This is a genomic window from Streptomyces pathocidini (assembly GCF_001418495.1).
Classification (GTDB): domain Bacteria; phylum Actinomycetota; class Actinomycetes; order Streptomycetales; family Streptomycetaceae; genus Streptomyces; species Streptomyces pathocidini.
Map to the genome: position 1 here is coordinate 1 of NZ_LIQY01000322.1, position 8,193 is coordinate 8,193.

Annotated in this window: 10 protein-coding genes; 7 read left to right on the forward strand and 3 right to left on the reverse strand. The window is 66.4% G+C overall.

All coding sequences use genetic code 11. The annotated features are described in order from the left end of the window. Positions 1-102: 102 nt before the first annotated feature. A complete protein-coding gene (locus AOK16_RS16170) occupies positions 103-444 on the forward strand; it encodes an amino acid permease C-terminal domain-containing protein (RefSeq protein ID WP_079101447.1) in 342 nt (113 codons plus the stop codon). Here AOK16_RS16170 and AOK16_RS16175 read toward each other — a convergent pair. Continuing rightward, the gene (locus AOK16_RS16175; protein WP_055472946.1) at positions 383-2,008 is read right to left on the reverse strand and encodes a PucR family transcriptional regulator; all 1,626 of its coding nucleotides are present in this window, start codon (positions 2,006-2,008) and stop codon (positions 383-385) included. The genes AOK16_RS16170 and AOK16_RS16175 overlap by 62 nt on opposite strands. A 163-nt stretch (positions 2,009-2,171) precedes the next feature. On the opposite strand from AOK16_RS16175, the gene lysA reads away from it, so the two are divergent. Continuing rightward, positions 2,172-3,464: a diaminopimelate decarboxylase gene (gene lysA / locus AOK16_RS16180; RefSeq protein ID WP_055472947.1), complete on the forward strand. Its 1,293-nt coding sequence runs from the start codon at positions 2,172-2,174 to the stop codon at positions 3,462-3,464. Here the strand turns inward: lysA and AOK16_RS29105 are convergent. Both AOK16_RS29105 and AOK16_RS27210 read right to left on the reverse strand, forming a co-directional pair. After that, complete coding sequence (locus tag AOK16_RS29105) at positions 3,454-4,044, reverse strand: DUF397 domain-containing protein (RefSeq protein ID WP_338058492.1); 591 nt, start codon at positions 4,042-4,044, stop codon at positions 3,454-3,456. The genes lysA and AOK16_RS29105 overlap by 11 nt on opposite strands. After that, on the reverse strand, positions 4,044-4,424 hold the full coding sequence (locus AOK16_RS27210) for a hypothetical protein (RefSeq protein WP_055472948.1): 381 nt from the start codon (positions 4,422-4,424) through the stop codon (positions 4,044-4,046). Before AOK16_RS27210 ends, AOK16_RS29105 begins: the two co-directional genes overlap by 1 nt. A gap of 345 nt (positions 4,425-4,769) precedes the next feature. On the opposite strand from AOK16_RS27210, the gene AOK16_RS28990 reads away from it, so the two are divergent. The 5 genes from AOK16_RS28990 (at position 4,770) to AOK16_RS16200 (ending at position 8,025) form a co-directional block, all read left to right on the forward strand. Next, a complete protein-coding gene (locus tag AOK16_RS28990; RefSeq protein ID WP_276202506.1) occupies positions 4,770-4,901 on the forward strand; it encodes a hypothetical protein in 132 nt (43 codons plus the stop codon). Positions 4,902-5,200: 299 nt separating this feature from the next. After that, positions 5,201-5,503, forward strand: a complete 303-nt coding sequence (locus AOK16_RS16190) for a hypothetical protein (RefSeq protein WP_055472949.1) — start codon at positions 5,201-5,203, stop codon at positions 5,501-5,503. Positions 5,504-5,584: 81 nt separating this feature from the next. Then, entirely contained in the window at positions 5,585-6,151 is a 567-nt protein-coding gene (locus tag AOK16_RS27215; protein WP_276202507.1) for a DUF5819 family protein, read from the forward strand. Positions 6,152-6,246: 95 nt separating this feature from the next. Continuing rightward, positions 6,247-7,149, forward strand: a complete 903-nt coding sequence (locus AOK16_RS16195; protein WP_240483598.1) for an HTTM domain-containing protein — start codon at positions 6,247-6,249, stop codon at positions 7,147-7,149. 60 nt (positions 7,150-7,209) lie between these two features. After that, positions 7,210-8,025 carry a serine hydrolase domain-containing protein gene (locus AOK16_RS16200; RefSeq protein ID WP_240483599.1) on the forward strand — a complete coding sequence of 272 codons (816 nt, stop codon included), beginning with the start codon at positions 7,210-7,212 and terminating at the stop codon, positions 8,023-8,025. Positions 8,026-8,193: the final 168 nt, after the last annotated feature.

An 8,193-nucleotide genomic window follows, 5' to 3' on the forward strand; every position in this document is an offset into this window, starting at 1 on the left:
CGCGTGAGGTCCGGCCGCGTGGGGTGCGGGGCGCGTGGAAGCGCAGGGCCACGTGGGGCGGCGGCCGGCGCCGAGGCATGACACGTAAGGTCGCCCGACCCCGTGCCAACGGGCTTGATCGCGTTCGTGGCCGTGGCCGCCGCCGTGGTGGTCCTGCGCCGTATCGCTCCGGACGCCCCTCGCACCTTCCGCGTGCCGCTCTACCCCGTGGTGCCCGTGCTGTGCGCGCTGTCCTGTCTGTATCTGGCGTATCTGCTGCCGGGCATCACCTGGACGCTCTTCGCCGTCTGGCTGCTGCTGGCCGCGGGGCTGTACCTCTGCTTCGGGCGTCGCCACTCACGGCTTCGGGGCAACGAGGCGGCACCGGACGGGGAGGCCCCCGTCACGGACGGCGTGGCTGCGTCTTCCGCCGGGGAGAGCGACCCGAGGGCGCCGCGCGTCTGAGCTCGAGCCAGGCGGCCAGCCGTACGTCAGGGTCGTCGAGGTCGACGCCGAACAGATCGCGAATCCGCCGCAGCCGGTAGCGCAAGGTGTTGGGATGCACCTTCAGCCGTGCCGCGGCGGAGGCGATGTCACCGGCGGTGTCGAGCCAGACGATGGCCGTCGCGGCGTAGTCGGTTTTCTGGGCGTGGTCGTGGGCGAGCAGCTCGTCGATCTCGCCCAGGCGCAGCCACGGATCCCGCTCGAGTTCGTCGCCCAGCCGGTCCAGCAGGATCCGGTGCCGAACATCGGCCGTGGTCACCGGAGTCGAGGCCGGATCGTCGTGGGCTGTGGCCCGCAGGATGCTGTCGACTTCCCGGCGCATCGGGGCCGACAGGCCGAGGTCGGTGCAGGGCCGTGACACCGCGGCCCGAAGACCGTCGCTCATGGACCGGCGGACGGCCTTGAGCGCGGAATCCGCAAAGCGGCGGGCCTCCGCCCTGCCGGTGGCGGGCAGCAGGACGTAGACGGCGTTCGCCGCGGCGACCACGGTCGAGGTCGTCCGGTGCGCGGCGCAGTACCGCATCAGGAGCCATTCGATGTGGGTGAGCAGCGCGGAGTCCCCGCCGGTCGCGTCGGCTCCACGCGCGGGCTTGGCGGGTTCGCCGCCGGGCGCGAACGCCGCGAGCGTGAACTTGGCCCCGGGGCGCAGCCCCAGCAGGTCCGCCGCTTCGTCGGCGGGCGGTCCTGAACGGTGCAGTACGGCACGGAGGGTGTCGCGGCGCACCCTGCGCTCGGCCTCGGGCAGGTTCAGCGCGCGCAGCAAGTGGGGGGCAGCGAACCGGCCGGTGTCCAGCAGTGCGCTCTCGCCGGCGACGGACAGCCCCTCCACCGGCTCGATCGCCCAGATCGTGCCCAGCGGCAGCGCCCCGGCGCGGATCGCGACCGCGGCCCTCGGCAACTCCTCTCCCATGGTGGGGAATCGGACGGCGCCGGTGGCCGCCAGCACCTGCCGGTACTGGCGGCGCTGCTCGGGGATGTCCGGCACTCGGCGGTGCAGGATGCCCCGCTCGCGGGCGGCATCGATGCGCAGCCCGGGCACCGTGGAGTACGCGACCACGTTCTGGTCCAGGTCCTCGATCACCACCTGGCCGCCGACAGCGGCGGCCAGGGCGTCGGCGAGCGCGAAGAGCTCCTCGCCGCCGGCGGGGGCCGATGGAGCCGCCTTTCCGCTGCCGTGCGCCGCGAGCGTGCAGCTCACCGACGCGTCGACGTTCCGCCACGGCATCGCGTCGTCGGCGGTGAGAACGGCGATGCCACATCTCTCGGCCTCGGCCACGAACCGTTCCGGGGCCTGTCCCCGCCGCTTGACCACGACGGCGGAGAACCCCTGCTCCGCGGCCCGGCTCAGCAGGTCGAGCGATCGGGCGTCCGTGATGTCGACGCCCACGAGCAGCAGGACAGCCGCGGGTGACCGCGGCAGCGCCTCCTGCGGATCGTGGATCACGGTTCCGCTCACCCGCACGTCCAGGCCGCCGGGCGCGGTGAGCACCCGTACCGCCGGTCCGTCGACGGCTTCCGCCAGCACTCTCAACGTGCCCTCGCCCCTCGGTTCCAGAGGCGGACGGGGCGTTGTCGCATCGGACAAGGGTCACCTCGTTTCGTAGGGCACTCGGCCACGGTGGCGTGCCATGCGGGCTGTCAGGATAGCGGCGAACGCCCTGCCCGCCCCGGAGAGGAAACCCTCGCACATGACCGTGATCGAACAGCCGGCCGCCCCTGCGACCGACCTCGTCGGGCTCTTTCCTGACGGCTCCCACCTGGCAGAAGACGGTGAGCTCGTGGTCGGCGGATGCCGGGTGTCCGACCTGGCGGACCGGTTCGGCACCCCGGCCGTCGTGGTCGACGAGATGGCCCTGCGCCATCGCGCGCAGGAATATGTTCGGGCCCTGGCGAAGCATTGGCCGAACAGCCAAGCCGTCTTCGCCTCGAAGTCCTTCCCCTGCACCGCGATCGTCCGCACGCTGGTGGAGGAGGGCCTCGGCGTGGACGTCGCGGGAGGGGGCGAACTGATCACCGCTCTCGCGGCCGGCGTCGACCCCGCGGATCTCGTCGTCCACGGCAACGCCAAGACCGACGAGGAACTCGCGATGGCCGTGGACGCCGGGGCGGGAACGATCGTCGTCGACAACTTCGACGACATCGACCGTCTCGAAAAACTGGTCGGGGACGGCGAGCAGAGGGTGCTGCTGCGGGTGATCCCGGAAGTCGCCGCCGACACCCACGAGGCGATGGTCACAGGGCAGCACGGCTCGAAGTTCGGGCTGTCCGTCGCCGACGCGGTTTCGGCGGTCGCCCGGTTGCGCGCCAGCGCCCGCCTGCGCCTTGACGGGCTGCACGTCCACGTGGGCTCGCAACTGCTCGACACGGAGCCGTTCCGCCGCTCCGTCGAGGCGATCGCCGGTATAGAGGGCCTGGGGAAACACGCCGTGTACGACCTCGGAGGAGGGCTCGGCGTGCGCTACACGTACGACGACCGCCCGCCGTCCGTCGAGGAATACGTACGCACCCTGGCCGACGCCGCTCGTACCCACCTTCCCGCGGGGGCCCGGCTGCTCATCGAGCCCGGCCGCTCGCTCGTCGCGGAAGCCGCCATGACCCTCTACCGCGTGGTCACCGTCAAGCCGGGGCCGCGCCCGCTCGTGGCGGTGGACGGCGGGATGGCCGACAACCTCGAACCCATGCTGTACGGCCAGCGGTTCGAGGCCACGGTCGCCTCACGCGTCGGCGGCGGTGAACGGTACGACCTGGTCGGCCGCCACTGCGAGTCGGGCGACACCCTGATCCGCGACGTCTTCCTGCGCTCCCCCGAATCCGGCGACGCGATCGCGGTGCCGGTGACGGGCGCGTACTGCTACTCGCTCGCCAACAACTACAACGGCGCCCGTCGCCCCCCGGTCGTCTTCTGCCACAACGGCGAAGCACGGGAGGTGGTCCGCCGGGAAACGTTCGAGGACCTGCTGCGCCGCGACGTCACCGGCTGAGGCCGGGACCCGCGCCGCGGCCAGTTGCCCACGAACAAAATTCCTGGTTCCGAATGGCTCCAACCAAAACGCAGATGGCGTCACGTTCGAATACCAGCTGTTGTTGCGGGTACTTGGAATCGCGAACTGCGATCCAAGGCCCGGCATCGACGATCTCGACGCAGTCGTTGGCGCCGCCGCTGTAGGAGCTCTTTCGCCAGTACACATCAGAGCGAGCAAGGTCTGGCGGGGTGGGGTTCGACTTGCTCACTGCTGTAGCTCCTTGATGATCTGCGTGATCTGGATGCGGGTTTCCGACGGGGAGGGCTCGAGCGCTCAGGTCGTCGAAGACCTCCTTGTAGTTCTCGACATCGTCAACCGACTCCAGATACACGGAGTTCCAGGGGTTCTCCAACCACACCAGGTCCTGCATGTGGTGAGGAAAGGCCAGAATCACGAAGGGGCCGTAGAGCCCGGGGTGGGCCTGGACGCCCTCATCCAACACGTGAACCCGGATTTGACCCGGGCCCCGGCACAGCGGCATCGAGCCACCTTCGACGCGTACGCCGCAGCACAGCTCCTCATCACCATGGCCGGCCACTACGACACCTGGCACCAACTCGCCACCGCGGCCGTCCCACCCGGCCTGCCAGGCACCCCCGAACCAGAAGGAAAACCCACCCTGTGGTGACCCAACGGCCCATCCGTATCAGGGGGCTCGGCACCCTCCACCGGCAAGACCACACTGCTGAAGCGGATAGAGAGGAACTGCGGGCCCACGGAGTGACTGTGGCCCACACCGAGCACCTCGCCAAACACGCCGCCGGTATCGACCTGCCGAAGATGGATCACCACGCAGGGCATCGCCGACAAGATCGCCACGCCGCGCAGGACGTCGAAGTCGTCCTCGCAGATCGAGCAGCACATGACGCCCTCGCCTACTTCCACGCGGCCCTCGAGTGCCGGGGCGAGCACCTCCATCGGCTGGCGAGCGAGCGGCTGCTCTCCTTGCCTCGACGCAGCTCCCGCAGTACGACCTGCCTCTGGCCACCGTGCTCGCCCCGAGCTTGCCGGTCAGCGAAAGCCACGACTACGGCGTGGGCTACCGCTTCCTGGTCGACTGACACGTACACAGCCTCCTGGCTGACGACGCGATCCCTCACCAGAGGGTCACCAGCGAGAGGCACAGCTAGACGCGCGTGCCATCGCACGTACCCAGCAACTCTGCTTCCAGAAGGTCTCGGTATAACCCTCCCGCTCGCAAGCACCATCGCCATCGCCATCGCCATCGCGGGAAGATCGTCTCCCCGTCTCGAACTAGGCACCATGTTTCTGACGGCCCCCGGCACCTGGGGCGTCTCCGCCGACAGCGACACCGCCCTCAGCGTGCCCCGGCAAGCCGTCCACCTCCACGAGATCGCAGAACTCATCTCGCTCAAGTCGGACCTGAGTTCGTGATGAAACTTCGGGCTCGCTGCTGACCGGCCACGGCCTGGCGACTGTCAGAAAGGAAGGGCAGAGCATCGACCGGCATTGCCGTCAGCCCAGCAGGCCAGCAGCGCGGTCCACCTACGACGAGCCGGGCAGTCGGCTCGACATGAAACCCAAGTCCGATCAACAGCAGCGATGTCCATTTTAATGTCTTAAATCACTCTTGCGGCGTACGCCAGCATCTTGATCAAGTGGATCTTGGTCGTCGTCGAGGAGAGGAGCCCCGTATGGGCTTCCTCGAACTCGCTCCCCGATAAGGAGAAGGTGTGAACTTCAAGAAGTTGGGCGTTACCGCAGGTGTCGCAATCATTGGCGCGGCACTCATCATCACCGCCCAAGGCAGCGCTCAGGCCGCTCCAGCAAAGCCGGTGTCCGCCTCTGCGACGACCGGCGAGAGCGTCAACAGCCCCAGGGCGCTCGGCTCTCTCGTCAACGCCGCGCGCGCGGTAGGCAAGGGTGTCGCCGCGGGCGCGAAGACTGCGGACAACATGCTTCAGCACGGCTCCATCTTTGGATTCTCTTCCAAGGTCCCCGAAGGGGTATCCGTCGAGACCGCATTCGATAAGTAAGCCCGCGTGACCAGGACTCACCGAACCACCAGGAGGGTGGCGTTGCTTGCCGGCGGCGCCCTCCTGAGTGCCCACATGACCATGTCCGCCCTCTCCCAAGCACCTCTCAGTCCAGCGAAGTTGAAGTACGGAGATGCTGTGCTGGAGTACCTGTCTCCCTACTTCGCACAGAACTGGATGCTATTCGCCCCTACGCCTCTTTCCGAGGGGCGAGGCATCATCGCGCGCGCAGAATGCACGAACGGAACCACGTCCGAATTTTATGATGTGTCAGCGCGCAGCCTCCAGAAGGCACAGACCTCTCGATTCTTCCCTTCTCGTGAAGTCCGGCTCATCTCTGGAAACATTCAGCAGCTGTCCACCAATGATGAAGTGCTGCAGAGACTCAGACAGAACCGCAAGAACGACAAGAAGCCTGAGCTCCCTCTGTTGCCGCACGAGAAAGTGACAGAGCAACAGGCCATCCGATTCCTGTCCCGTTACGCAGCCGACCAGATGCCGAACGCATGCGACGGAAAGATCTCGAGGGTCCAGGTTCGCATGTACATCCGCGATCTACCGCCATGGTCAAAACGCCACGATGCCGAAGCTAAAGACAAGGTCAAGGTCAGAGACTTCAAGTGGATCGATGCGCGGGTTCTACGATGAAGGGTCTCACAGCCTCCCTTGATACCTGGGGCGCCCGACCTGTGGCGCTCACCGGCGTTTGCGGTATGCGCGTCCTTCTTGGGTTCGTAGGGTTCATGTACTACGTGAGTCAGTACAGCGAACGAGATTACCTGTTCGGCCCCGATGGCGTACTGCCGTTTGACGAGTTCAAACAGCAGCTGTCCTCGATCAACCTGTATTCACTCTCGGCTTCGCCTGCCTGGTTCCAGCTCGTCTACCACGCGGGCGCGTTGGCGGCTCTTGCTGTGATGCTGGGGGTAGGTGGCCGGTTCGGCCTCGGCCTGCATTGGCTGCTGCTGTGGTCCGTCTATCAGAGGCAACCAGTTCTCCTCGACGGCGGAGACAACCTTGCCTACGTAGTCATCCCGTTCCTTCTCCTGACGCGATGCTACGAAAGGTTCGCCTTCCCTAGCGGGTTCATGCGCCGTTTCAGCAGACGCGTCCCAAGCTCCGTACGAGACTTATCTGTTCCCTTTCATAACCTGGGCATCCTCATGATCTCGGCACAGGTATGCCTCGTCTATGTCGTCTCCGGCTTGTACAAGGTCATGGGCCAGATGTGGCAGGACGGAACCGCCCTCTTCTACGTGATGCGCGTACCCGAGTTCCAACTTCCAGGCTGGTCGAACCTCATATATGAGAATGACTGGTTGATTCATCTGGGGACCTACGGAACGGTCATCTTCCTGGTGTATTTTCCTCTCGGAATCCTCGTACCGAAGCTCCGCCCCTGGGCCGCCGCCATCTCGGTCGGATTCCACCTGTCCATTGCTTTCTTCATGGGCCTGACGAGTTTCGCACTCACCATGATCGCCTGCGATCTCATCTTCCTCTCTTCCACCCTCGGCCGAACCCTTTCCTGGAGTGAGGACCTCCTCTTGCGGGCATCGTTACGGGGACGCGGTAGCCGACAATCCAAAGGGTTCCAGGCCGCACAAGATGCCGGTGTGCCACATGAAGAAGAGTTCATCCGATGAGGGGCAAACAATATGTCGACACCCATGTGCCTTCTGGGGAGCAAGGAGATACAGGATCGCGTGACGCGTGGTCATGATCCCGACTTATTTGTGGAGTTGGGGTCACTCACGAAGGTGATCACGGGAACGGTCTTGGCCCAGCTCGTAAAGGCTGGGACCGTCAATTGGCACGATCCGCTCGATCGATGGCTGGACATGGTGCCCAAAGGGACAGAGATCACGCTTCGGAACCTTGCCGACCACACCTCCGGGCTCCCTCGTCTGCCTCCCGGTCCGGACATCTCCATCCTGGATCCCTATGTCTCGTTCACCGAGCCCGTTCTATTGCGGTTGTTGCGGAATCTGGACGAAGTGGCTACGGGGGTACCCGGCAGGTACGAGTACTCCAACCTCGGCTATGCCGTCCTCGGGCACGCCCTCACCGCCGTCACCGGTCGCACCTTCCAGCAACTGGCGGATGAACACGTCCTCGGTCCCTTGGGATTGGAAGCCGGGGCTATGACCGCCGCCCCTCCCGCCGGGCACAGACTCGTACCGCGTCGGCTCGGGCGTCCACGCGCGTTGTGGACCCTCACTGGTCCGATCCTGCCTGCCGGGGGGCTGTGGTCCACTCCTCGCACGGCTGCCCGTCTCCTGGTCGGCCTCGTAGTCGAGCGCCGGCTGGGCGAACCGGCTCCCAGTTGGTCCCGGGCCTCGGGTTCCCTCTGGCACAACGGCGCCACGCGTGACTCATCCGTCTTCGCCGGAGCGCATGCCGACGGGCGGTGGATCTTGCTGCACCGGCTCCACGGCAACCCGCACCGGACGGACAGCCTCGCACTGAAGGCCATGAAGCGATCCGCCGAGCGGGGCGGTGGCGCCGTCCCGCTCGGCTAACGCTCGAAGTGGCGCCTCAGCCGCTCCTCCCCCCTCCTCGTCGTCGCCCCCGGCGCCTCGTCTGCCTTTCTGCTCGGCGGGCTGCTTCCTGTTGGAGGATTTGGGCCAGTTCGCGGGCCTGGGCCTCCAGTTCCGGGTCCTGGGATTCGTCGTCCTCGTCGACGAGGA

What these genes read in the sequence shown, in the direction of transcription:
- AOK16_RS27210 (WP_055472948.1), bottom strand. Translation starts at nt 4,424, where the DNA reads ATGGAGGTGCTCGCCCCGGCACTCGAGGGCCGCGTGGAAGTAGGCGAG.
- AOK16_RS16195 (WP_240483598.1), top strand. Translation starts at nt 6,247, where the DNA reads ATGTACTACGTGAGTCAGTACAGCGAACGAGATTACCTGTTCGGCCCC.
- lysA (WP_055472947.1), top strand. Translation starts at nt 2,172, where the DNA reads ATGACCGTGATCGAACAGCCGGCCGCCCCTGCGACCGACCTCGTCGGG.
- AOK16_RS28990 (WP_276202506.1), top strand. Translation starts at nt 4,770, where the DNA reads ATGTTTCTGACGGCCCCCGGCACCTGGGGCGTCTCCGCCGACAGCGAC.
- AOK16_RS27215 (WP_276202507.1), top strand. Translation starts at nt 5,585, where the DNA reads ATGTCCGCCCTCTCCCAAGCACCTCTCAGTCCAGCGAAGTTGAAGTAC.